This window comes from Weissella sagaensis, from assembly GCF_010306265.1.
Classification (GTDB): domain Bacteria; phylum Bacillota; class Bacilli; order Lactobacillales; family Lactobacillaceae; genus Weissella; species Weissella sagaensis.
In genome coordinates, this window is sequence record NZ_BLKA01000002.1 from 132,384 (window position 1) to 156,128 (window position 23,745).

Genomic DNA, 23,745 nt, shown 5'->3' on the forward strand with positions numbered 1-23,745 from the left:
ATTATGGCCAATGCAATTGTTGAATCAGCAAAAACGCGCATGAGTAAAGCAGGGGATGCTTTACAGCGTGAATTAGGAAATATTCGTGCCGGTGTTGCCAACCCATCAATTTTGCGTAATGTTACTGCAGAATACTATGGTGCACAAACACCTTTGAATCAATTGGCATCAGTTACTGTGCCAGAGGCACGAGTTTTGTTGATTACGCCTTTTGATAAGACAGCTCTTAAAGGCATTGAACAAGCTATTTTCGCATCTGATTTAGGCTTAACACCAGCTAATGATGGCTCAGTTATTCGTTTGGTTATCCCAGCGTTGACAGAAGAGACACGTAAAGATTTAGCTAAAGAAGTTAAGGGTGAAGCAGAAAGTGCTAAGATTGCTGTTCGTAACGTTCGTCGTGATGCGATGGATGAAGCTAAAAAGGCTTTAAAGAACAATGACTTATCTGAAGATGAAGCACACAGTATTGAGGATGATATTCAAAAGGCGACAGATGAAGCCATTAAGAATGTTGACGCAATTGCTGCTGAAAAAGAAAAAGAATTATTAACGATTTAAGCTAGTTAATTATTCAAAAAGAATTGGGGACTGCACAGGTTTTCAATTCTTTTTTTTATCTTAATAATTTTAGCAGCTATTTATGAACTTATTTGTGTATAATGTTTTATAGGTATTAATTATCATACATGTTAGAGTGCTTGTTTTTAATCGCATAGATAGGTATGATGATCACTATATTAGGAGGAAAAGCTCATGAATGACGAGCAACAAGTATCACGCAGTAATCGCAGTGGTAAGAAGAAAAGCCCTAAAAAATCACATAAAATACGCAATACTATTTTAAGTTTAATATTATTGGTGATTTTGATAGTCGCTGGTTTATTTGGTTATGCTTATATGCAAACCAAAGGGGCAATCGATAAATCATATGTAGAACCAACAATGAAAAAGGCGCGTGATGTTTCAAGTGTTATGAAATCGGGTAGGCCAATTTCAATTTTATTGTTAGGAACTGATACGGGTGAATTAAATCGGCACTATAAAGGACGTACTGATTCGATTATGTTGGTAACGATTAATCCAAAGAAGGATAAGACGACTATTATGTCAATTCCTCGTGATACATTGGTTTCAATTGTTGGTCATGAAGATACGTTCCCACAAAAAATTAATGCTGCTTATTCATATGGTTCAGCTGAATCAACGATTAAGACGGTTCAAAAATGGTTAAACGTGCCTATTGATTACTATGCCTTGGTTAATATGGGTGGTATGGAAAAAGTAGTTGATAAAGTTGGTGGTGTTAAGGTCAATTCACCATTAACATTTGATTTTAATCCTGATACAGCGCATGCAACTGGTGGTAACTTGTATAGCTTTACACAAGGTTCAAGTAATTATACACATAATGGGAAGACTTATACTAGTATGACGGGGGAAGCAGCCTTAGCATTCTCACGTATGCGTTATGATGATCCGCAAGGTGATTATGGTCGTCAAAATCGTCAACGTTTGGTATTACAAGGTATTATTAAAGCTGCTGAAAACAACCCAACTAAATTGTTGGATTCAGGTTTCTTAAACTCAATTACATCATCGATGCAAACTGACTTATCATATGGTGATATGATTACGATGGTGCGCAAGTATGCAGGTGCTGCGGACAATGTTAAGAATGATCATATTCAAGGTGATGGCTATAGTTTGTCTTCAGGATCAACTGAAGTTGTTTCAAGTGATGAACAACAACGTGCAACCAATGTTTTGCGCAAGTCATTAGGACTAAAACAAGCACAAACGGGACCTTTGTATGGTGGGGACGTTTCAACTGCTACAATGAACACAATTGGTGTTCCAACAAATTAATAAATGATTATTATCATTTTGCTGAAGGTATCTAAAATGGATATCTTCGGCTTTTTTATAGACTTAAATAGTGAAAATATTAATAGTCTATACCATTAGATGTCACAATTGCTAACACATTTCGTTACGATTCTTATTTAGATGCTTATACTGATGTTAAGATATTTAAGAAAGCGCAGGTGTGGGCAATGAATGGTGCAGATATTGCATGGATATTAATTAGTGCAGGTTTAGTTTGGTTAATGGTGCCGGGGTTAGCTTTGTTTTACGGTGGTTTATCACAAACCAAAACAACTGTTAATACCCTAGCTATGGTTATGATTGCGGTTGCTGTTGGTGGTGTGGTATGGTTCACAGTTGGATATTCGTTGACATTTAGTGGGTCAGGACCAATTATTGGTAATTTAGATGCTGCTTTTTTGCATAATGTTTCAATGACTAAAAGTACAAGAGGATTAAGTATTCCGGATGGCTTATTCGCTTTATTCCAGGGGATGTTTCCAATGATTACAATGGCCATTATTGCAGGATCTGTGGTTGGTCGTATGAATTTTAAAGCTTTTATTCTATTTTTGTTGGCATGGATGCTGTTAGTATACGTCCCATTAGCACACATGGTTTGGGGTGATGGTATCATTGCTTCTCACGGTGCATTAGATTTTGCTGGTGGTGATGTCGTACATATTTCATCGGGAGTTTCTGGCTTAGTACTGGCATTGTTGATTGGTAAAAGACGTAAAGTGCAATTTTTAAACGAGACTAACCTAATAGCAACAGTTGTCGGCGGTGGTTTATTATGGTTTGGTTGGTTCGGTTTTAATGCCGGATCAGCATTAGCGGCTAATGGTGTTGCAATAATTGCCTTTACAAATACAAGTATTGCAGCTGCATTTGCCATGTTGACTTGGGTTATCATGGATATGGTTATCTTCAAGCGGGTGCGGGTTTCAGGTGCAATGTCAGGTGGCGTTGCTGGGTTAGTGGCAATTACACCTGGGGCAGGATTTGTTCAACCAGCTGGTGCAATGGCCATGGGAATTATCGTTGCCATTGGCGCTTATTTTGCAACCAACGTCCTAAAGAATCGGTTGGGCTATGATGATACGCTTGACGCATTTGGTTTGCACGGTGTTGGCGGTGTTATCGGGGGTATTTTAACAGGCTTGTTTGCATCAAAATCATTAACAGGACAATCGGTTAGTTGGCAATTGCTAGGCACACAACTTGGTGCAATGGTGATCACTATCTTGTTGGCTGGCATAATGACGATTATCATTGCGAAATTAATTGAGTTGGTAACACCGTTGCGTGTAGATGAAGCAATTGAAGAAAAGGGTCTAGACTATGATTTACATGGTGAAATCAATATATAATTTATTGACAATTTAAGGTAAGTGCGTTAGTATATAATAACGGTAAATATTACAGTAGTGTAAAGGATTTCTTTACACTTTGAATAAAATTATAAAAGGGGGCAATCTTATGTTTGGAATGAATATGTTGAATAAGAAAGTTGATCGCGCTGTTCGTGCATATAAAAGCATGGATGTTAAGCGCCACCACAATAATTGTAAGCATTCAAACGCTCACAATTAAAGCGATGATTGAAAAATCTCTGGTCACTATTGGTCACTGATCTTAATATTTTTAGAGTTAGCTTATTTTGGGCTAACTCTTTTTCTTTACAATTAAAGTAAGTTTAAACTTTTCAATATTTTAAAACTATACCAATTTATACCAAAATAGTTATATAATTGTATGAAGTTGTTGACCAGCAAACATTAACGCGTAATAATAGTGTTTATGATATAAAAAAATAAAAAACAACCAAAAAAAATACTATACCATTTGATGATTTGTTTGGATTTTAGTTTTTAAGGAGAAAAATATGTTTTGTGGAATCGTTGGATTTACTGGTAGTAACAATTATCAATCAGCACCTGTCTTATTGAAGGGACTACAAAAATTAGAATATCGTGGCTACGATTCTGCAGGGTTGTATGTTTCTGACGAAACGACGGGGACTGATCAATTAGTTAAAGAAAATGGTCGGGTTTCAGAATTGGCAAAGCTTGTGGCCTCAAAGGATGTTAAAGGATCTGCAGGAATTGCGCACACACGTTGGGCAACTCATGGTGTGCCATCAGTTGACAATGCGCATCCACATAAGTCGGGTGATGGCCGTTTTTACCTGGTACATAATGGGGTGATTGAAAATTATGCTGAGTTAAAGCAAACTTATTTAGCAGGTGTGCACTTTGAATCAGATACTGATACTGAAGTAGCAGTTCAAATGATTGATAAATTTGTTAAAGAAGGGGCAACTACTATTGATGCATTAAAGAAATTAATTGGTTTGATGGATGAAAATTCAGCATATGGGTTCTTATTGATGGATCGTGAAGAGCCTGAACGCATGTATGTTGCTAAGCAAAAGTCACCCTTGTTAATCGGTATTGGCGCAGATTTTAATGTGGTAACATCTGATGCGGTCGCTATGTTAGATCAAACCCATGATTTTATCGAGCTACATGATGGTGAAATTGCCATTGTTGACCCAGATAATGTACAATTATTTGATCAAACTGGTGCATCAGTCACTCGTGATATCTTCCATTTGGATATTGATGCAACTGAAACAGATAAGGGGACTTATCCATTCTACATGTTAAAAGAAATTGATGAGCAACCAATTGTTTTGCGCCATCTGATTTCACGTTATTTGCCACAAGATAATGAGCCGCAAATTGGTGAAGGAATTATCAATGATATAAAAGCCGCTGATCGTTTGTACATCATTGCTGCTGGAACATCATATAATGCTGGTTTAGTTGGTGCGCGTATGTTTGAACGCTGGGCGGGGATTCCAACTGAAGTTCATGTTTCATCAGAATTTGCACATGATCAACCATTGTTGTCAGAAACCCCATTCTTTATTTTCTTATCACAATCAGGGGAAACCGCTGATTCCCGTGAAGTGCTACAAAATATTAATGCGTTAGGATTCAAGTCATTAACATTAACTAATGTTGAAAAGTCAACGTTATGGCGTGAAGCAACATATGCTTTGCCATTGATTGCAGGTCCTGAAATTGCGGTTGCTTCAACGAAAGCTTACGTTGCGCAAATTACGTTACAAGCTATTTTGGCATACGCCTTGGCAGACCGTAAGCAATTAAATCTTGATCTAGAACAAGAATTATCAAAGATTGCCGTGACTATCCAAGGTATCATTGACGACAAAGAAACGTTACAAAAAGTTGCTGATGATATGCTTGTGCCATCACAGAATGCCTTTTATATTGGGCGTGGTGTGGATGCTGCAGTAGTGCCTGAAGATGCTTTAAAATTGAAAGAAGTATCATATGTTCAAACAGAAGGCTTTGCAGCAGGTGAGCTAAAGCATGGGACTTTGGCATTGATTGAACAAGATACACCCGTTATTGCAATCATGACGCAACCAAGTCTGGCAGGATTAGTGCGTGGTAATTTAGCTGAAACGCAAGCCCGTGGTTCAAAGACGTTTACGATTGTGACTAAAGCGATTGCTAAGTCTGAAGATGATTTAGTATTGCCAGATATTAACGAACTATTAACACCATTAGTAAGTGTTGTCCCAGCACAATTGTTGGCTTATTATACATCACTTGGTCGTGGCTTAGATGTTGATCACCCACGTAATTTGGCCAAATCAGTTACGGTTCAGTAAAAAATAATGAGGTTAGAACACAATAAATGTTCTTATCTTGCAAAATAGCAAATTACTAATCAATTGGTAATTTGCTATTTTTTATATAATCAAAATTTTGATGATCAGAAACCTCAAATAGTAGCTGTTTCATTTCAAGGTAGTTTTTGTTGAAGCACCATTTTTTTATCAAGCAATCACGTGTAAAATAGAAAATAAAGATTACAAGTAATTTGGAGGCTAAGTAAAATGTATCAACAATTAGTTACACATAATGGTAAGTTTCATGCTGATGATGTCTTTGCAAGTGTTATTTTGACACAACTGTTTCCTGAATTACCACTTGTCCGTACACGAGATGAACAGATAACAAATAATAAAAATAATTTTGTATATGATGTTGGTGGTGGTGAATTTGATCATCACGGTATTGACGATCAAAGGCAACATGAAAATGGTGTGCCAATGGCAGCTTTTGGGTTGATTTGGCAAAAATTTAGTGAAACCTATTTAAAAAAAATGATGCCAGATATTGCCCCAGATTTGATTATGAAAACGAAATTAAATGTAGAAAAAAGTTTTATTATTGGTATTGATGCATTGGATAATGGGGTTTCAACTTATCAAAGTCCGGCATTTACGATTTCGGATGCTATCAATGATTTTTATGATGAAGATCATGAGTTAGAAAGCTTTAAACGCGCTATCACATTTGCAAAAGGTGTGTTAGATAATCGTATTTATAAAACTATTGCGAAATTAATTGCTGAAAAAGATGTTATTGATAATGCAACTTTTATATCTGATGAGATATTGTTATTACCAGTTTCTGGGCCATGGAAAGATTACGTAGAACAATTTGATAAATGTCGTTTTGTTGTGATGCCTAGAAAAGATGGGAATTGGATGATTCAAGGCGTGCCAGTCAGTCATGGTAGTTTTGAAGTTAAACAACCGTTACCGCAACTTGATAAGCCATGGATTATATTTATTCATCGTACGGGTTTTATGGGGGTTGTAGATACAAAAGAACATGCCTTATTATTAGCAAAATCGCTAGTTGACAACGTTTAAATATAAATGAACGCTCATTAATCTATAAAAAACCGTACCGTTTTATAGGACTTGGTCTGTTATACTTAATATAGTAAAAAATTGAGGAGGCTAAATATGAAAATTAATACAATGCCAACAGAGTTTACAGATGCGTTACCCATTTTGGAAACAATTGAAGCTGCTGGGTATGAAGCATATTTTGTCGGTGGCTCAGTGCGAGATACACTATTAAATAAACCAATTCATGATGTTGATATTGCCACTTCGGCTTATCCTGAAGAAATTAAGCGCATTTTTCAACGAACAGTTGATACAGGCATTGATCATGGTACGGTGATGATTTTGGATCATGGTACAGGATATGAGACAACAACTTTTAGAACAGAATCAACCTATACAGATTTTAGGCGTCCAGATGAGGTAACCTTTGTTCGTTCATTGACAGATGACTTAAAGCGACGCGACTTTACTGTGAATGCTTTAGCTTTGACAAAAACAGGCGAAGTAATTGATTTATTTGGCGGTGTTGCAGATTTGAACGAAAAGGTCTTACGAGCAGTTGGAAAAGCTGAAGAACGTTTTCATGAGGATGCTTTACGAATGATGCGTGCAGTTCGTTTCGCAGCACAATTAGACTTTAAAATTGATGATGAAACGCTAGCTGCCATTTCGACTAATGCAGCTTTGCTAGCTAATATTGCAATTGAACGAATTAATATTGAATTTACAAAACTGATGCAGGGGCCGGCAGCAAGTTATGGGTTAGTTGAACTTATAAAAAGTGGGTTGAACAAGTATATGCCGATGCTGGGTAATAGTGATCGTGATTTAGCAGCACTAGCGCTACTGTTACAACAAGGACAGCCTGTGACTGATAACCAAGCTTGGACATTGCTAGCGTTTGAATTAGGCCTAAATCCTGAGGCAACAGGTCGATTTTTAAAAGCTTGGAAGCAACCAAATGATATGATTCAAATTGCTAAAGCATCTGTGGCAGTTATGAATGAGTTGCGAGCTAAAGATGTTGACGATTGGCAACTATATCAAACGAAATCAGCTATCTCAACAACTTTAGCAGTAATCAAACTCAGTGAGTTGCATGTTGATGTCAACAGGTTAGCGGAACGTTATCAAGCTTTACCTATCAAGGATAAAAAAGCATTAGCAATTAACGGTGGTGAATTAGTTAAAGAATTACAGTTAGCCCCTGGACCGTTATTTGGAAAAATTTTAGCTAATTTAGAGTATCAAGTCGTAATGGGACAAGTGTCTAATGACAAAGAAATGTTATTAAGGGCGGCTGTCGAATTTGTACAGAAAGAGAAGAAATAACTTACAATGAAACAATTACGGGCAGTAAACCTGCAAAGTGTTTATGGTGAGAAAACGTTACTTGATCAAGTATCGTTTTTAATTGAAACAGGTGACCGAGTTGGGATTGTTGGTGTCAATGGTACAGGTAAAACAACCTTACTTAATGCCGTTTCTGCTATTACACCAGCTGATGCAGGAACCATTGAAACACCTAATGATTATACGATTGGCTATTTACAACAAGAACCATCTTTAGATGAAGATAAAAAAGTATTAGATGCCGTTTTTAGTGGTGCACAACCAGTATTCCAATTAATTCGTGATTATCAAGCAGCTTTGGGCGCATATTCTCAAAACCCAACTGATGATAAGTTATTGTCACGTTATACAAAACTTGAACAACAAATGACACAACAAGATGCTTGGTTAGCTGAATCTGAAGTTAAAAATATCTTGTCACAATTACATCTACCTAATTTAGACTTACCAATTTCATCGTTGTCTGGTGGGCAACGGAAACGTGTTGGGTTAGCCCAAGTGCTTATTCAAGCACCAGATTTATTGTTATTAGATGAGCCAACTAATCATTTAGATTTTGATTCAATTGCATGGTTAGAAAAATATCTTGCTAATTACAAGGGTGCTGTTATGACCGTAACGCACGATCGTTATTTCCTGGATAATGTGACAAATCGCATTTTTGAATTATCATTTGGTAAGTTATATGAATATCATGGTAACTATGAAAAGTATGTGACGGCTAAAGCTGAACGAGTGGCATCTGAAGCAGTCGCTGAACACAAGTCAGCACAACTATATAAAAAAGAGTTAGCGTGGATGCATGCTGGTGCCAAAGCTCGTTCAACTAAACAAAAAGCACGAGAAAATGCCTTTGCTGATTTGGCAGCACAACAAGGTACTCGTAAGGTTGAAGAGGATGTTGCGGTTAATTTAGGGCAAACACGGTTGGGTAAAAAAGTTATCAATATTCAAAATGCTAATTTAGCATTTGATCAGCTTAAAATTTTAGATGATTTTAGTGCCCTAGTGCAAGGAAATGAACGTATTGGTATTACTGGTCCAAATGGCTCAGGTAAATCGACTTTATTGAATGTGATTGCAAAACAGCAACCATTAGATACAGGAATTATCGAAATTGGTGAAACCGTTAAGATGGCATATTACACGCAGATTACTGAACCGATTCCAGATGATAAACGCGTGATTGCCTATTTGAGTGAGGTTGCTGAAGAAGTGATCGATCGGGATGGTAACCATGTATCAGCCGCTGAATTATTAGAACAATTTTTGTTTCCGCCATTTATGCATGGTACGTTAATTCGTCAGTTGTCAGGTGGTGAAAAACGTCGTTTATATCTACTAAAATTATTAATTCAACAACCAAATGTTTTGTTGCTAGATGAACCAACTAACGACTTGGATATTGGGACATTAACTGTTTTAGAAGATTATTTGCAAACATTTACAGGTACAGTGATTACTGTTTCCCACGATCGATATTTTTTGGATAAAGTTGCAGATAAGCTTTGGATATTCAAAGGTGAAGGAGTTGTCGCCAGTTATAATGGTCGATTTAGTGATTATTTAACTGATTATGGTGTACCAACACTTGCCAAAAAAGATGCTAAACCAGCGCCTGTTGTGCCAACGACAACAGCTAAAGCAACAGCACCTAAGAAGAAAAAACTAACATGGTCAGAACAAAAAGAGTGGGAAACCATTGAAGATGAAATGGCATCATTAGAAAATAAAATTAGTGAAATCGAAGTTGACATGACGACTCAAGGAGATGATTTTGCGAAATTAGGGGACCTACAAAAAGCACTTGATGAAACGAATGAAACGTTAGAAAATAAAATGTTACGTTGGGAAGAATTATCTGAACGTATAGAAGGTGGGGCTTAATATGGCTGAAAAAAATTTGATTTGGGCGCAAACGCTTGATGGTACAATTGCATTAAATGGGCAAGTGCCATGGCATCAAAAGGCTGATTTACATTTTTTTAAACAAGCAACGATTCATGAAATGGCGTTGATGGGACGCAATACCATGAAAAGTTTGCATGGACGGCCCTTGCCCAATCGCCTAAATGTGGTTTTAACACATGATGAGAAATTAGTAGTGCCTGAGGGATTTCAAAAAGTTTATTCTGCCAAAGAAGCAGAGCAACTGGCAGATAGTCAAGGTCTAAAGCTACAAGTTATTGGTGGCAAGGCAATTTATGATAGCTTTTTAGCCATTGCCGATACGCTATATGTTACTTATTTACAAACAGATTTTTCGGGGGATGTTAAAATGCCATCAGTTGATCAAACTGTTTGGCAATCTGAAATAATTGATGAAGGCCCAGCTGATGATGATAATGATTACGCCTGGCGTTTGGTAAAGTATACACGTTTTAAAACCAAAAAAATTCATTAATTATTCTGTGACAAACTTAGGGAATGGGCGTAAAATGACCTTGTAAAACATTTTGGCAATACACTAAGGGGTATTGATATGAAGTATATTGTAACGTTTTTTTGGACTTTTGTTTTAGGTGAGATTATTGGTTACATTGGTAGTGCTTTAGAAAGTACAACCTATGATGCAACAGTAACTTCTTTGTTTGCAGTTGTTGTTGGTGTGATTGCCACGATTACTTATGTCGCAATCTCTAAATCAGCTGCACCACATGCAGATAAATAAATTTCATCTTATCGTTTAAGACAAGGAGATCACTGTTGTCAGTGGTCTTTTTTATTTGTAATCGCTATAATGAAAATAAGTTACAATAAATGAATCAAGTGATATAAAAAGGAGGCTATTATGGTACCACTGCAAACCATGACAGCATTTAGTTTGTTGCGGAGCCCGATGACCCCTCAACAATTAGTAAATACGGCAAAAGAAAAAGGTTATCAGGCCGTTGCGATGACTGATGAAAACGTCCTTTATGGTATGTATGATTTTTATCAAGCAGCACAAAACGCAAATATTAAACCTATCTTAGGATTAACAATTAAGATTGTCGGTTTGCAAAATTCACAAGACTATCCACTTGTTTTAATTGTGGCGAATCAAACGGGTTATCATAATCTTTTAACGATTAGTAGCATTATTAATATACAATCAAAAAAAGTTACGCTAGTGGATTTAAAGGATTATTTGGCAGGATTATACGTTATTTTACCTAGTATGGGGGAATTATCGGTTGTATTAGGAACTGAACCTGATCGTGGCGTTTCATTAGTAAAAACTTTAACGAATATTGTTGATAAAAATAATGTGTTTTTAGGTGTTTCAACAACTATGAACACGCAAACACAACAAGCTATTAAAGATATTGCCACCCAAACTAAAACACGTATTGTTGCAAATAATAGTGTCAATTATGCAAATGCGTCGGATCAATTTGCTGCCCAAGTTATTCAAAAATTGGGACAGGGCGAAATTATCACTAACATTGGCTTAGCGCAAAAAGATCCTGCTACCGCTTATTTAAGAGAAGAAGATGACTGGATTAGCACTTATGAGCGTGTTGGTTTAATGCAGGCTGTCGAAAATACAGATTGGATTGCAGCACATAGTGAGTTTGAATTAGAACAGTCAGCTGTTACCGTTCCTCATTTTGAAACACCACAACACCAAACATCAGGTGACTATTTGGCAACTTTAGCTAAAGAAGGTCTAAAAAATCGTTTGCATGACTTGCACGTTGATGCGACAACCTATGAAAAACGATTAAATGAAGAGCTGAAAATTATTAATGAATTAGGGTTTGCTGACTATTTTTTGATTGTGTGGGATGTTTTAAATTATGCCCACAAACATACTATTCGGACTGGACCTGGTCGTGGTTCGGCGGCTGGTTCTTTAGTTGCTTATGCTTTGTGGATTACAGATGTTGATCCGATTGCTTATGATTTATTGTTTGAACGATTTTTGAATCCTGAGCGTCGGCAGATGCCAGATATCGATATTGATATTCCGGATAATCGACGTGAAGAAATATTGACTTATTTACACCAACGATATGGTCATGAACGTATTGCCCAAATTATTACGTTTTCGACAATGGCGCAACGAGCTGTTATTCGTGATGTTGCACGAGTTTTCGGTTTAAATCCTAGTAAAATTGATAGTTTGGCAAAAACTTTACCACGTGATACCCCTAATTTAAAAGCAGCTTATGAAACATCATTACCGTTTCGTAACGCTTTAATGGATTTACCTGTAGATGGAGAGTTATTATATCAAACAGCATTAAAACTAGAAGGTTTACCACGTAATGCATCGCTACATGCGGCCGGGGTTGTTTTATCGGCCGAGCCATTAGTGAAACATATGCCTGTTCAGCTAGGTGAAGATGGACGTCTTGTAACGCAATTGCCTAAAGGTCCCGTCGAGGCGTTAGGACTTTTGAAAATGGATTTTTTGGCGCTATCTAATTTAAATATTTTGGATATTGCGATTCGAGAAATTCAAAAAATACCTGAATATGAAAATTTCAAAATTACAACAGTTTCGTTAGATGATGAACAAACTTTAAAACTATTTCAAAATGGTTTAACTAATGGTGTTTTCCAATTTGAATCAGGCGGTATGAAAAACATCTTACGTCAAATGCGACCTGATAGTTTTGAAGATATTGTTGCAGCAAATGCTTTGTTTAGACCGGGGCCAATGCAAAATATTTCTCATTTCGTGGCGCGTAAACATCACGAAGAGGCGCAGGATGTTCCTGATCAGAGTATGGCTGATATTTTAGCCCCCACATATGGCATTATTGTGTACCAAGAACAAGTTATGCGGGTTGCTGAAAAGTTTGCCGGTTTTTCATTAGGGGAAGCCGATTTATTACGACGCGCAATGTCTAAAAAAGATCATAAAAAGATTGCTGCTATGAAATCAAAATTCGTTGATGGGGCAATTGCTTTAGCACATGACGAAAAAGTGGCACAACAAGTATTTAGTTATATTGAAACTTTTGCTGAATATGGTTTTAATCGTTCACATGCAATGGCGTATTCAAAATTAGCTTTTCAGTTAGCCTATATTAAAGCACATTTTCCAGCAGCCTTTTATAAAGCAGTTTTAAATGATGCAATTGCAGATCGTAAAAAAATTGGTCGGTATATTTCAGAAGCAAAATTACGACAAGTTGTTATTTTACGCCCCAATATAAATGCATCATGGCAAGGTTACAGTACAAATAAACAGGGTCAATTGCAAATGGGGTTAGCTTCAATTAGTGGTTTGCGGCGTGACTTCAGAGAAGCGGTCTTACAAGAACGCCAAGAAAATGGGCGCTTTAAAGATCTGGCTAATTTAATTGGTCGTCTACCTAGTAAATATAGAAACGTTAGCCACCTAGAACCTTTAGTATACGCAGGGGCTTTGGATGATTTTGGCGTTAATCGCAAAACAATTTTAGCATCACTACAAGGTTATATCGATGCGATTGGATTAGCTGGTGAGTCGATGTCTTTGTTTGAAACTTTAACACCTAAAATGCGGGAAGTTGCAGAGTTTCCATTAACTGAAAAACTAGCATATGAACATGATGTATTAGGTGTGTATCTGAGTGGTCATCCTATCGAACCTTATTTAGCAGCTTTACCTGCGCCGCAACGCACTGACATTGCTAATCTAACAGCAGGCATGAATCATGTGAAAGTTGTTGTTTATATACAAAACGTTAAAAAAATACGTACAAAAAAAGGTGATGCTATGGCATTCGTAGATGGCATTGATTTAACAGGTAATTTGTCAATCACAATTTTTCCGGCTTTGTTTAAAAAGATTAGCCATTTGCTAGTTAATGAACAAGTTCTAGTTGTGACGGGTAAAATTGAACAGCAACGTGGACGGGATGCCTTACAAATGATTGCAAATCAGGTAGTTAATGGGGATGATTTATTAAATACTAAAAAGCAATTACAGCCACAAAAAATGCAGGCTACTGGTCGATGGTATTTACGCATCATGATGGCAGCCCAAGATGCAGGTGTATTAGAAACCTTACCGGCAATTTTTCAACAGCATCTAGGTGCTAATCCAGTGCTAATGGTTTTTGAACGTGATGGTCGTAAAATCGCGTTAAATGAAACTTATTGGTTAGCAGATGATCAAGCAACTATCCAAGCAATTCAGCGTGTTTTAGGTGAGAATAATGTGATTTTTAAACGTAATTCTTAACAAATTATCAAAAAAGTAAACAAGATACAATACAAACACCAATTGAATGGGTTAGAATAGATTAACTATTCAGATTAGTAGGAAGATACAATGCTGCGGGTACTAAATCCCAATCGGCGTGAATCTAAAAATAGAGGATGATTTTATGGCAGAAGCAAAACAGTTAACGGCACAAGACGTGCATGAATTAGTGACAAACTATATGAACGATGAGCATGTCAAAAAAGTTGACAAAGCTTATCAATTTGCTGCACATTTACATGAAGAACAACGGCGTAAATCTGGTGAACCTTATATTATTCATCCTATTCAAGTAGCTGGTATTTTGGCTGAATTGCATATGGACCCGGATACAGTGGTGGCTGGATATTTACATGATGTTGTTGAAGATACGACAGCAACATTGGCAGACGTTGAAAGCGCATTTGGGCATGATGTTGCGGTAATTGTTGATGGTGTTTCGAAATTATCAAAAATTAAATATAAATCATCACGTGAACAACTCGCTGAAAATCATCGTAAGTTATTGTTGGCTATGTCGCATGATATTCGCGTGATTATTGTTAAACTGGCTGATCGTTTGCATAACATGCGAACACTTTCTGCTTTACGTGAAGAAAAGCAAAAACGCATTGCTTCTGAAACTTTGGAAATCTACGCACCATTAGCTGATCGTCTTGGAATTATGACGATTAAATGGGAATTAGAAGATATGTCATTACGTTATTTGAATTTTGAAGCCTACCATGAAATTGCTAAGTCAATGAATTTACGTCGACAAGAACGTTTGGCAATTGTTGATCAGGCTGTAGATGAAATCGAACATGCTATTACAGACTTGAAATTGAAACATACAGACGTATACGGTCGACCTAAGCACATTTATTCAATTTATCGTAAAATGGTAGATAAGAATAAGCGTTTTGAAGAAATTTATGATTTATTGGCGATTCGTGTATTAGTTGATACGATTCCAGAAACGTATGCCGTATTAGGTGCCATTCATGCTCGCTGGACACCAATGCCAGGCCGTTTTAAAGACTATATTGCCTTGCCAAAAGCAAATGGCTATCAATCTTTGCATACTTCAGTAATTGGGCCAGGAGGTCGTCCGTTAGAGGTACAAATTCGAACATACCAGATGCATGAAATCGCAGAGTTTGGTATTGCAGCGCATTGGGCTTATAAAGAAGGTAACTTTGCTGGTGCAGACGTCCAAAACGCAGATCAACAAAAGTTAAATATGATTCAAGGTATTTTAGAGTTGCAAGACGATGCACAAGATGCGGATGATTTTATGGAATCTGTTAAAGGAGACTTGTTTACAGATCGTATTTTTGTTTTCACACCTAAAGGCGATGTGATTGAAATGCCAAAGACAGCTGGCCCATTGGATATGGCTTATACAATTCATACCAATGTGGGCAATCACACGGTTGGTGCGAAGGTTAATGACCGCATGGTACCATTGGATTTCCCCATTAAAACAGGGGACATCGTTGAAATTTTAACTTCACCAAATGCGCAACCAAACCGTGATTGGCTATCAATGGTTTCAACACGACGTGCTCGTAATAAAATTAAGCAATATTTCCGTAAACAAGATCGAGAAGATAATGTTGAGGCAGGTAAAATGATGCTAGCAACTGCTTTAGAAGAAGAAGGTTATAATGTTGAAGAACTCATGCAACCCGAAAACGAAGAACGGGCTGCAGAAAAACTACATTATCTAGCTGTTGATGATATGTATGCGTCACTCGGATTTGGCGATATAAAGCCACAAGGTGTAGCAAATCGTTTTACCGAAGAAAAACGTGCTGAAATTGAAGCTGCTCGACAAGAGGCAGAGCAAAAGGCAATTTTAGAGCAACATCAAACAATTGAAAAAGCTGTCAAAAATAATAAAACACATACTCATCGTGAAGATCGTATTGTCATTCAAGGTGTAGATAATATGTTGGTTCGGTTGGGTCACTGTTGTACCCCAGTTCCTGGGGATGAAGTTGTGGGTTACGTTACAAAAGGACGCGGTGTCTCTGTCCACCGACTAGGGTGTCCTAACCTTAAGGCGGCGACAGTTCAAGGTAATCGTTTAGTTGATGTTACTTGGGATGATCCTCAAGGAAACAATAAGACTGAATATGATGCAGATTTACAAATTTCGGCAACTAATCGTAATAAGTTATTAAATGATGTTATTCGCATGATTAATAACACAACGCGTTCCCTTAATTTTGTTAATGGTCGGACTGATCATAATAATGATGTGCGTATTTCAGTTAGCATCGGGGTGAAGAGTTTAACGCAATTAGAATCTATTATGGTTAACATTCGTAATATTAAAGATGTATATGAAGTAAAGCGAGCATTTAAGTAATGAGAGTAGTACTACAAAGAGTAAAATCAGCTGATGTATCTATTGAGAACAAAGTTGTTGGTCAAATTGATGCTGGCTATGTACTGTTGGTAGCAATTAGTGATAATGATACTGAAGATGAATTAGATTATTTAGTTAGAAAAATTACCAAGTTAAGAGTTTTTGAAGACACTATCGGCAAAATGAACTTGTCTATTGAGGATATTTCAGGACAAATTTTGTCAATTTCGCAATTTACGTTATATGCAGATACAAAAAGAGGTAATCGACCTAGTTTTACAAAAGCTGGGCAACCTGATTTTGCCAATAAAATGTATCAACTATTTAATGAAAAATTACGCGATACTGGTTTAACCGTTGCCACAGGCGAATTTGGGGCAGATATGCAAGTTCAATTAATAAATGATGGACCAGTTACGATTATCTTTGATACTGAAAATAAGTAATTCGTTTTAAATTTACTATCAAATGTTAGCCAATTTTCATAAAAAATAAAAGTATTTGATTTATATTTAAGGTACTTGTAAAGTGTGCTGTGATATAATAATCCATATACTAATTGAACAACAATTGTGAAGGGGGGAGCGATATGGCAGAAAAGTTAATTCAATTGCGTGTTGAGGATAACGTCAAAGACAAGGCAGATGAAATTTTTAAGTCACAAGGTTTAACTACGCAGACAGCAATCAAGATTTTCTTGACGCAAGTTGCAAATACTGGTGAATCACCTTTTAGCAATTTGTTCTCACGTAATTTATCAAAGTAAAAATAAATAAGATTCGGTTGGGCGTATGCTTCAAGTTCCTGGGTGGGTAACCAGTTAGGGACTTGTTGTGTACGTTTTTTTTTTGGAGGTTTTTTATGATATTGTTAGGGCAACTTATTATCTTAATTATAATTACGCTTATATTGGGGCAAATAAGTAAAAAATTAGGATTTGCACAGGTGGTCGGACAATTATTTGCAGGAGTTATTGTTGGACCTGCACTACTTAATTGGGTCACTACCGGGGCAACACTGGATTCGTTATCAGAAATTGGTGTGTTGTTATTAATGTTTACGGCTGGTTTATCAACTGATATGGGGCAGTTGAAACGGCATTTAAAAGGGGCATCATTAACTGCTATATGGGGCGTTATTGTGCCTTTGATTTTATTTGTAGTTATTGCAATTATATTAGGTTATGATTTTCATATTGCTGTTTTTTGGGGTGTCGTCTTTGCAGCAACCTCAATATCAATTACAATCAGTGTGCTAGGTGAATCGGGACAATTAGGGTCACAAGTGGGGGTTGTTGTATTAGGTGCAGCAGTTTTGGATGATATCATCGCATTGTTGTTAGTGGGAGTCTATGTACTAGTTTTTGGGGGAGAAGGATTAGGTATTTCAACACTACTACCAATTATCGTATTTTTGTTTGGTGCTGTCCTAAATAGAATGGTAGATACAACAAAGATGGCTCACGTAGTTGATGTATTTGGTGAATGGACACTGTATCCAATTTTCTTTGGTTCGATTGGCTTACATATTTCTCTAGCAGGTTTACAGGATAGTTGGCCGTTGATTATTATTCTTACAGTATTGGCAGTTGGCACAAAATATTATGGGGCGCAATGGGGCGCGCGTATGGCCCAACTAGATAAACCAACAGCTCGTGCAATCGGTGCGGGGATGGTGTCACGTGGTGAAATGGCATTAGTTATTGCACAAATTGGGTTACAAGCAGACATTGTTGCTGAGAATATTTTTGGGGATATGGTTATTGTCATTATTATATCAACGATTATTGCACCGCTACTATTGCGACCACTATTAAAAAAGTTATAAAAAAAAGATCAAAAACACTAAAGTGGTTTTGATCTTTTTAAATATACTATCGTCCTTTATAGTGGATCAATGTCATAACGCTTAGCACGTAGTTCGTGTTTTTGCGCCTTTGTTGGCTTATATAAGAATTCAAAATATGCTGCACGCCAATCATCAAATGATGTTGCTAGATTAATGATTTCTTCGGGTAATTCTTGGCGAGGCACACGATTTGCATCAGGATGGGAAGCAAAGTATTCCTGCAACCAATTGTCAATTTTAGCATGCCCAGCATTCTCAGCTTCAACATTGAACCAATTTGTTGGTTCTGTATGAATTAATTGATCGTCAACATCAAATAGTTCCATCGTACCATGAACTTTAAAGGGACGAATTAAGGCTACATCTGGATTGAATTTCCAAACAAAATTACCGGGTGCTGTTTCTTCAACATCTTCTAATTGAACAATTGCCCCAGCCATATTAGATGGTAGACCAGCTTGCTTCAAGGCATATGATGTGACGACTAAATCACCACGGTGGTCAGTGCCAAAGGGATATACAACCCCAATTTTAGCACCAACAAGGATATCGATTAGGACTTGTGGCTCCATACCAATTGCTTTCATAATAATACTCACTTTCAACTTAATATAAACTATTCTAGCAGAAAAGAAGCTATTTTTAATACCTTATTACATAGATTGTAGTTTACATATACCATATCTCGGATATATCTGTTAAGATAATTAGATATAGTGAACAAGATTACTGGCGCTATTAGGCTGGTTAATAAGCACCTTTACCAGTGCCGTGGCATCGGACGACTTGTAGAACAATGAGATGCAACTGACGTAAAAGGATGGAGAAAAAATGACACATAAACTTGGTGATGTGATTACAGCAAAGGTAACTGACGAGAATGATCGTTATTACTATGCACAGATTGATGGTGAAACCTATGAAATTGCTAAAGAAGAATTAGAAAAGCCCCTAAATATTGGTGGACTAATTACAGGATTTGCCTACGAAAATGATAAGCATCAATTACAAATAACAAAGCAATTACCAGCGGTTCGCTTAGGTCATTTTGCTTGGGGAACAGTCACGGATATTCGTCGTGATTTAGGTGTATTCGTGGATATTGGTTTGCCAAATAAAGATGTTGTCGTTTCATTAGACGAACTACCAACAATTAAAGAGTTATGGCCACAGCGTGGTGATAAATTAATGATTACGTTGCGTATCGATAAAAAAGATCGTTTATGGGGTGAGTTAGCAGCGCCTGAAATACTACAGGCTATTCGAATTCCGGCTAAGCCAGACATGCATAACAAGCAAGTTCAAGCAACAGCTTACCGTTTAAAAATGGTTGGAACGATGGTAATAACAGCAGATTATAATTTTGGCTTTATTCATCCAGACGAACGTCAACGTGAACCTCGGTTAGGTGAGGTCTTGTCAGCAAGAGTTATTGGTGTTCGTCCTGATGGTGTTTTGAACTTATCACTACGACCACGGGCTTATGAAGCTATTCCCGAAGATGCCCAAATGTTACTAACACTACTTGAACGATCAACAACACATAGTTTACCATTTACTGATAAGTCTGATCCAAAAGCAATTAAAAAATACTTTGGCATGTCTAAATCACAATTTAAGCGCGCTGTTGGTCGCTTATATAAAGAGCGTCGTATTACACAAAATGAAACAGGTATTTATTTGGTAGAAAGTGAAGGCGAGTAATATGAAGCCTCAGGTAGGACCATTTGAAGATGAACTGGTTGACTACCTTCACTATTTAACTGTTGAGCGTGGTTTGTCAATTAATACCAAATACTCGTATCAACAAGATTTGGTACAGTTTTTTCAGTATTTAATGGCCGAAAACTATACAAGTTTAGCAAATGTCGATCGCTTTACGATTATGGCTTTTTTAGGTCAACTTGAACAAAAGGGTAAATCACGTAATACGGTTATTCGAATGGTATCGACCCTGCGTAAATTCTTTGAATTTTTACAATTGAATAAAATGATTCAAAATAATCCAATGGAACAAGTGGATTCACCTAAAAAAGCGCAACATATTCCAGCAGTTTTAACGCTGGAAGAAGTTGAGACGCTTTTACAGGTGCCAGACACTAATACGCCTTTAGGTCTCAGAAACCGCACCATTTTAGAAGTGATGTATGCGACTGGATTGCGTGTTAGCGAATTAGTTAATTTAAAACTTGATAATTTACATTTAGATTTAGGCTTGATTCAAACAATTGGAAAAGGAGATAAAGAACGAATTATCCCCATTGGTGATGTAGCCGCTAAGTGGCTAACACACTATCTTAATGATGCACGGCCGCTGTTAGGTAAGCAACAAGATGCACATGTGATTTTTTTAAATGATCATGGTCATCAATTAACACGTCAAGGCATTTGGAAGTTGATTAAACAATGGGTCAAGCAGGCAGGTATTACTAAAGAAGTATCACCGCATACGTTGCGTCATTCGTTTGCAACACATATTTTAGAAAATGGGGCTGATTTACGCATTGTCCAAGAATTATTGGGACATGCTGACATTTCGACCACGCAAATTTATACCCATATTTCTAACAAACGATTAACTGAAGTTTATCAAAGAGCACATCCTCGTGCATAAATTAAATTTAATTGGAGGGTAAATATGCTAGTCATCGTACGTAAAGATCAATCAAAAATCGTGATGGGATTATTATCTTATAGTCCAGATTTAGCCGATATAGCGGCTGTACAACGTGAATATGATTGGTACCAATCCGATGATAGCCGTGATATTTTATTGTGGCGTGATGAAGAAACACATCATTTTACAGTTTTATTAGGTGTGGCGCGGGTTTATAATTCGCTGGTTATTCGGCATATTGTCTTTAGCCCAGAAGTGTTAGATAGACAAAAGCGAACGTTGGGAAAACGTATTTATAAGGCACTGCAAGCGCAATACCCAGATAAAGTTTTGATGGGATCTATTACAACGCAAAAATACGTGATGGCGTGGCAAAATGAGTCATGAACGAAAAATTAACTTATCATATTGAAGATTTTGATGGTCCACTAGACTTGCTATTACATTTAATTCGAGTTAATGAAATGGATATTATGGACATTCCAATTGTTGCCATAACATCACAATATTTAGATTTTTTACATCAAGCACAAGAACGTAATTTAGATGTTGCAGGTGAATTTTTAGTGATGGCTGCTACGCTTATGTCAATTAAGGCAAGTTATTTATTACCTAAAAATGATGTTTTTGAATACGATGAAGAATTATCCGAATTTATAACGGATACTGTTGATCCAAGAGATGAGTTAATGACGCAGTTACAGGAATATCAACGGTTTGTCCAGGCTGCTGATGAATTGCGTAACCGTGAAGAAGAACGACAACTCCAATTTTCTAGGGCACCAATGACATTGCCAGCTGATATTAAAGGGGCGCCATTACCTGATGGGTTAACAATTAATGATTTACAAGCAGCGTTTAACAAATTAGTAAAACGTCGTTTTCATAAACAAATACAACCACGGTCTGTACAAAACGATACTTGGTCGATTCAAAAGCAAATGACTAAATTAATGGCGAAGCTGACGACACAATCAGTGGTTAGTTTTGAAGCATTGTTCGTAGATGATGTTAGTAAAGACGAAGTGGTAACTACTTTTATGGCGATGCTAGAATTGGTAAGCCATCAACATATTCAAGTTAAACAAAATAAATTATTTGCCAATATTGATATTATGCGTGGCGATGTACCATATCATCAAATTAATAGGGAGGAGGATCAGGCGAATGCAAAATAGCTTACAGCAAATAGAAGGATTATTATTTGTTGCAGGAGATGAGGGCGTTACTTTGGCTGAATTATCAGCTGCAACTAATTTTTTAAAGCCAGCAGTCTCAGGTTTGTTAGATGAATTGGCAATTAAATATGCTGAAGATAAGAGCAGTGCTTTTGAAATTTTAGTTACGGATGATCATTATCAATTAGTCACGAAATCGTCTTTATCTAAAACGATTCATCAGTACTTAACAGCACCGTTAACAACAGCGCTATCACAGGCATCGTTGGAAGTTTTGGCTATTATTGCGTACAAACAACCAGTAACTAGAATTGAAGTTGATGAAATTCGTGGTGTGCAGTCGCAATCAACGATTCAAAAGTTATTGTTACGTGATTTGGTTACAAGTAAAGGTCGTGCCAATGAACCTGGTCGTCCTATTTTATATGGTACAACAGCTTACTTTTTAAATTATTTTGGACTAACGAACATTGACCAGTTACCACCATTAGTGACAGCGCAAGCACTCGAAAACTTAAAAAATCAGCAAGATGTTGTTGTGCCATTGATACCAACTGAAAATAAACAATCTTTATTTGATGTGACAATTGCAGACTTAACTAAAGAATCAGAAAATAATGAGGAAAAATAATGGCAGAACGATTACAAAAAGTAATGGCCCAAGCAGGGGTAGCATCACGTCGAGCATCAGAAAAGTTGATTACTGATGGTCAAGTGACTGTAAATGGCAAACTCGTAACCGAATTGGGAACAAAGGTTGAAGCTAGTGATCAAATTGAAGTTAATGGGACACCAATTGATTCTAAAGAGAAATTAGTATACTTTTTGCTAGATAAGCCACGTGGCGTTGTGACAACTAATTCTGATGATAAAGGTCGTCAAACTGTTATGGATATTCTGGATGAGCCAGAGCGGGTCTATCCTGTTGGACGTTTGGATTATGATACGACTGGTGCGTTATTACTAACAAATGATGGTGAACTAGCTAATAAGTTGATGCACCCTAAGTATCGAATTGACAAAGTTTATGTGGCGAAGGTTAAAGGTATTCCCACTAATGAACAATTAGAACAATTACGTCATGGTGTTACGGTAAAGACGGTTCAAAATGGTCGCCATCATATTTTTAAAGCAGCACCAGCTCGAGCAGAAATTTTATCAACAGATAAGAAAAAGCATACATCAATTGTGCGGCTAACGATTCATGAAGGTCGTTATCACCAAGTTAAGGAAATGATGCGTACAGTTGGCCATGAGGTAATCAAATTAACACGTGAACGTTATGGTATGTTAGATTTGTCTGGTTTGACACCGGGTGAATACCGGCCATTAACACACGAAGAGGTGCAACTTTTGCAATCAGGACGTCAGTTCCGTAAGTCAGCCGGTCGTTGGTAAAATAAAGGTTAAGCAGCTATTGACTTTATATTATTGAAATTCTATAATAATATCATTAACTTAATATCTTCAGGGCAGGGTGTAATTCCCGACCGGCGGTGATTTTGTTTTATAACAAAAAGTCCGCGACCCACGTTATGTGGTTGATATGGTGCAAATCCATAACCGACAGTAAAGTCTGGTATGCAGAAGAAACTA

General features: G+C 37.0%; 21 protein-coding genes and 1 riboswitch. Of the genes, 20 read left to right on the plus strand and 1 reads right to left on the minus strand.

Going from position 1 to position 23,745, the window contains the following annotated elements; all coding sequences use genetic code 11:
• Window positions 1–3: 3 nt before the first annotated feature.
• The 14 genes from frr to G7Y65_RS03300 all read left to right on the plus strand — a co-directional run bounded on the left by frr (window position 4) and on the right by G7Y65_RS03300 (window position 18,333).
• The gene (frr, locus tag G7Y65_RS03235) at window positions 4–561 is read left to right on the plus strand and encodes a ribosome recycling factor (protein ID WP_042493833.1); all 558 of its coding nucleotides are present in this window, start codon (window positions 4–6) and stop codon (window positions 559–561) included.
• A gap of 195 nt (window positions 562–756) precedes the next feature.
• Window positions 757–1,869 (plus strand): LCP family protein, encoded by a 1,113-nt coding sequence (locus tag G7Y65_RS03240; protein WP_165314595.1) that lies wholly within the window; start codon window positions 757–759, stop codon window positions 1,867–1,869.
• A 188-nt stretch (window positions 1,870–2,057) separates the two neighbouring features.
• Window positions 2,058–3,242, plus strand: a complete 1,185-nt coding sequence (locus G7Y65_RS03245) for an ammonium transporter (RefSeq protein ID WP_042493835.1) — start codon at window positions 2,058–2,060, stop codon at window positions 3,240–3,242.
• A 515-nt stretch (window positions 3,243–3,757) separates the two neighbouring features.
• Window positions 3,758–5,578 (plus strand): glutamine--fructose-6-phosphate transaminase (isomerizing), encoded by a 1,821-nt coding sequence (gene glmS / locus G7Y65_RS03250; protein ID WP_165314597.1) that lies wholly within the window; start codon window positions 3,758–3,760, stop codon window positions 5,576–5,578.
• A 228-nt stretch (window positions 5,579–5,806) separates the two neighbouring features.
• Window positions 5,807–6,631, plus strand: coding sequence for an MYG1 family protein (locus tag G7Y65_RS03255; RefSeq protein WP_141926707.1), 825 nt, complete (start codon window positions 5,807–5,809; stop codon window positions 6,629–6,631).
• A 96-nt stretch (window positions 6,632–6,727) separates the two neighbouring features.
• Entirely contained in the window at window positions 6,728–7,945 is a 1,218-nt protein-coding gene (locus tag G7Y65_RS03260) for a CCA tRNA nucleotidyltransferase (RefSeq protein ID WP_165314598.1), read from the plus strand.
• A gap of 6 nt (window positions 7,946–7,951) precedes the next feature.
• Window positions 7,952–9,853 (plus strand): ABC-F family ATP-binding cassette domain-containing protein, encoded by a 1,902-nt coding sequence (locus tag G7Y65_RS03265; protein ID WP_165314599.1) that lies wholly within the window; start codon window positions 7,952–7,954, stop codon window positions 9,851–9,853.
• 1 nt (window position 9,854) lies between these two features.
• On the plus strand, window positions 9,855–10,370 hold the full coding sequence (locus G7Y65_RS03270; RefSeq protein ID WP_165314601.1) for a dihydrofolate reductase: 516 nt from the start codon (window positions 9,855–9,857) through the stop codon (window positions 10,368–10,370).
• A gap of 78 nt (window positions 10,371–10,448) precedes the next feature.
• Entirely contained in the window at window positions 10,449–10,637 is a 189-nt protein-coding gene (locus tag G7Y65_RS03275; RefSeq protein WP_042493842.1) for a YjzD family protein, read from the plus strand.
• Window positions 10,638–10,757: 120 nt separating this feature from the next.
• Window positions 10,758–14,129, plus strand: a complete 3,372-nt coding sequence (locus G7Y65_RS03280) for a DNA polymerase III subunit alpha (protein WP_165314602.1) — start codon at window positions 10,758–10,760, stop codon at window positions 14,127–14,129.
• A 145-nt stretch (window positions 14,130–14,274) separates the two neighbouring features.
• Window positions 14,275–16,506, plus strand: coding sequence for a RelA/SpoT family protein (locus G7Y65_RS03285; protein WP_150189522.1), 2,232 nt, complete (start codon window positions 14,275–14,277; stop codon window positions 16,504–16,506).
• Window positions 16,506–16,952, plus strand: coding sequence for a D-aminoacyl-tRNA deacylase (gene dtd / locus G7Y65_RS03290; RefSeq protein WP_165314604.1), 447 nt, complete (start codon window positions 16,506–16,508; stop codon window positions 16,950–16,952). Before G7Y65_RS03285 ends, dtd begins: the two co-directional genes overlap by 1 nt.
• Window positions 16,953–17,095: 143 nt before the next feature.
• Window positions 17,096–17,272 carry a type II toxin-antitoxin system RelB/DinJ family antitoxin gene (locus tag G7Y65_RS03295; RefSeq protein ID WP_002827374.1) on the plus strand — a complete coding sequence of 59 codons (177 nt, stop codon included), beginning with the start codon at window positions 17,096–17,098 and terminating at the stop codon, window positions 17,270–17,272.
• Window positions 17,273–17,367: 95 nt separating this feature from the next.
• Window positions 17,368–18,333, plus strand: coding sequence for a cation:proton antiporter (locus G7Y65_RS03300; RefSeq protein ID WP_165314605.1), 966 nt, complete (start codon window positions 17,368–17,370; stop codon window positions 18,331–18,333).
• A 56-nt stretch (window positions 18,334–18,389) separates the two neighbouring features.
• Here G7Y65_RS03300 and G7Y65_RS03305 read toward each other — a convergent pair whose 3' ends face one another.
• Window positions 18,390–18,941, minus strand: a complete 552-nt coding sequence (locus G7Y65_RS03305; protein ID WP_137600570.1) for a hypothetical protein — start codon at window positions 18,939–18,941, stop codon at window positions 18,390–18,392.
• Window positions 18,942–19,185: 244 nt separating this feature from the next.
• Here G7Y65_RS03305 and G7Y65_RS03310 point away from each other — a divergent pair, with 244 nt between their 5' ends.
• The 6 genes from G7Y65_RS03310 to G7Y65_RS03335 are packed head-to-tail and all read left to right on the plus strand — an operon-like array spanning window position 19,186 to window position 23,547.
• Entirely contained in the window at window positions 19,186–20,058 is an 873-nt protein-coding gene (locus G7Y65_RS03310) for a CvfB family protein (RefSeq protein ID WP_042493853.1), read from the plus strand.
• Window position 20,059: 1 nt separating this feature from the next.
• Window positions 20,060–20,968, plus strand: a complete 909-nt coding sequence (xerD, locus tag G7Y65_RS03315; protein ID WP_042493854.1) for a site-specific tyrosine recombinase XerD — start codon at window positions 20,060–20,062, stop codon at window positions 20,966–20,968.
• Window positions 20,969–20,992: 24 nt separating this feature from the next.
• Window positions 20,993–21,358, plus strand: coding sequence for a reductase (locus G7Y65_RS03320; protein ID WP_137600568.1), 366 nt, complete (start codon window positions 20,993–20,995; stop codon window positions 21,356–21,358).
• On the plus strand, window positions 21,355–22,149 hold the full coding sequence (locus G7Y65_RS03325; protein ID WP_165314606.1) for a segregation/condensation protein A: 795 nt from the start codon (window positions 21,355–21,357) through the stop codon (window positions 22,147–22,149). The genes G7Y65_RS03320 and G7Y65_RS03325 overlap by 4 nt, the downstream gene beginning before the upstream one ends.
• Entirely contained in the window at window positions 22,139–22,780 is a 642-nt protein-coding gene (gene scpB, locus G7Y65_RS03330; RefSeq protein WP_137600567.1) for an SMC-Scp complex subunit ScpB, read from the plus strand. Before G7Y65_RS03325 ends, scpB begins: the two co-directional genes overlap by 11 nt.
• The gene (locus G7Y65_RS03335; RefSeq protein WP_137600566.1) at window positions 22,780–23,547 is read left to right on the plus strand and encodes a pseudouridine synthase; all 768 of its coding nucleotides are present in this window, start codon (window positions 22,780–22,782) and stop codon (window positions 23,545–23,547) included. Before scpB ends, G7Y65_RS03335 begins: the two co-directional genes overlap by 1 nt.
• 61 nt (window positions 23,548–23,608) lie before the next feature.
• A riboswitch (FMN riboswitch) is annotated at window positions 23,609–23,745 on the plus strand.

What these genes read in the sequence shown, in the direction of transcription:
- frr (WP_042493833.1), top strand. Translation starts at nt 4, where the DNA reads ATGGCCAATGCAATTGTTGAATCAGCAAAAACGCGCATGAGTAAAGCA.
- G7Y65_RS03240 (WP_165314595.1), top strand. Translation starts at nt 757, where the DNA reads ATGAATGACGAGCAACAAGTATCACGCAGTAATCGCAGTGGTAAGAAG.
- G7Y65_RS03245 (WP_042493835.1), top strand. Translation starts at nt 2,058, where the DNA reads ATGAATGGTGCAGATATTGCATGGATATTAATTAGTGCAGGTTTAGTT.
- glmS (WP_165314597.1), top strand. Translation starts at nt 3,758, where the DNA reads ATGTTTTGTGGAATCGTTGGATTTACTGGTAGTAACAATTATCAATCA.
- G7Y65_RS03255 (WP_141926707.1), top strand. Translation starts at nt 5,807, where the DNA reads ATGTATCAACAATTAGTTACACATAATGGTAAGTTTCATGCTGATGAT.
- G7Y65_RS03260 (WP_165314598.1), top strand. Translation starts at nt 6,728, where the DNA reads ATGAAAATTAATACAATGCCAACAGAGTTTACAGATGCGTTACCCATT.
- G7Y65_RS03265 (WP_165314599.1), top strand. Translation starts at nt 7,952, where the DNA reads ATGAAACAATTACGGGCAGTAAACCTGCAAAGTGTTTATGGTGAGAAA.
- G7Y65_RS03270 (WP_165314601.1), top strand. Translation starts at nt 9,855, where the DNA reads ATGGCTGAAAAAAATTTGATTTGGGCGCAAACGCTTGATGGTACAATT.
- G7Y65_RS03275 (WP_042493842.1), top strand. Translation starts at nt 10,449, where the DNA reads ATGAAGTATATTGTAACGTTTTTTTGGACTTTTGTTTTAGGTGAGATT.
- G7Y65_RS03280 (WP_165314602.1), top strand. Translation starts at nt 10,758, where the DNA reads ATGGTACCACTGCAAACCATGACAGCATTTAGTTTGTTGCGGAGCCCG.
- G7Y65_RS03285 (WP_150189522.1), top strand. Translation starts at nt 14,275, where the DNA reads ATGGCAGAAGCAAAACAGTTAACGGCACAAGACGTGCATGAATTAGTG.
- dtd (WP_165314604.1), top strand. Translation starts at nt 16,506, where the DNA reads ATGAGAGTAGTACTACAAAGAGTAAAATCAGCTGATGTATCTATTGAG.
- G7Y65_RS03295 (WP_002827374.1), top strand. Translation starts at nt 17,096, where the DNA reads ATGGCAGAAAAGTTAATTCAATTGCGTGTTGAGGATAACGTCAAAGAC.
- G7Y65_RS03300 (WP_165314605.1), top strand. Translation starts at nt 17,368, where the DNA reads ATGATATTGTTAGGGCAACTTATTATCTTAATTATAATTACGCTTATA.
- G7Y65_RS03305 (WP_137600570.1), bottom strand. Translation starts at nt 18,941, where the DNA reads ATGAAAGCAATTGGTATGGAGCCACAAGTCCTAATCGATATCCTTGTT.
- G7Y65_RS03310 (WP_042493853.1), top strand. Translation starts at nt 19,186, where the DNA reads ATGACACATAAACTTGGTGATGTGATTACAGCAAAGGTAACTGACGAG.
- xerD (WP_042493854.1), top strand. Translation starts at nt 20,060, where the DNA reads ATGAAGCCTCAGGTAGGACCATTTGAAGATGAACTGGTTGACTACCTT.
- G7Y65_RS03320 (WP_137600568.1), top strand. Translation starts at nt 20,993, where the DNA reads ATGCTAGTCATCGTACGTAAAGATCAATCAAAAATCGTGATGGGATTA.
- G7Y65_RS03325 (WP_165314606.1), top strand. Translation starts at nt 21,355, where the DNA reads ATGAACGAAAAATTAACTTATCATATTGAAGATTTTGATGGTCCACTA.
- scpB (WP_137600567.1), top strand. Translation starts at nt 22,139, where the DNA reads ATGCAAAATAGCTTACAGCAAATAGAAGGATTATTATTTGTTGCAGGA.
- G7Y65_RS03335 (WP_137600566.1), top strand. Translation starts at nt 22,780, where the DNA reads ATGGCAGAACGATTACAAAAAGTAATGGCCCAAGCAGGGGTAGCATCA.